This window comes from Leucobacter sp. M11 (assembly GCF_035726885.1).
Lineage (GTDB): Bacteria > Actinomycetota > Actinomycetes > Actinomycetales > Microbacteriaceae > JAPFRB01.
The window spans coordinates 785797-786208 of sequence record NZ_JAPFRB010000001.1; the positions used below are offsets into that span (position 1 = coordinate 785797).

The following is a 412-nucleotide window of genomic DNA, read 5'->3' on the forward strand; positions in this document are numbered from 1 at the left end:
TCTGGTAGTGCTCGCGCAGGGTGTCGATCGTGACGCTCGTGTAGATCTGCGTGGTCTGCACGGAGGCGTGCCCGAGCAGCTCCTGGACGGCGCGCACATCCGCCCCGCCCGCGAGCAGGTGCGTCGCGAAGGAGTGCCGCAAGGTGTGCGGGGACACGTGCGCCTCGATCCCGCTCGCCTCGGCCGCCGCCTGCAGGATCAGCCAGGCGTTCTGCCGGGACAGCCGCGCCCCGCGCGCCCCGAGGAAGAGCGCCGGGGTGCCGCTCCCCCGGGCCACGAGCGCCGGCCGGGCCCGGACGAGGTAGGCGTGGAGCGCGGCGCCCGCGAAGCTGCCAAAGGGCACCAGGCGCTGCTTGTTGCCCTTCCCGGTCAGCCGGAGCACGCCGCCGTCGGCAAGGTCCGGTAGCCCGAG

At 74.5% G+C, this 412-nt stretch carries 1 protein-coding gene; it reads right to left on the reverse strand.

What is annotated here, in order from left to right:
• On the reverse strand, positions 1-412 hold a 412-nt coding region (locus OOT08_RS04060; protein WP_325091247.1), incomplete at both ends, for a tyrosine-type recombinase/integrase.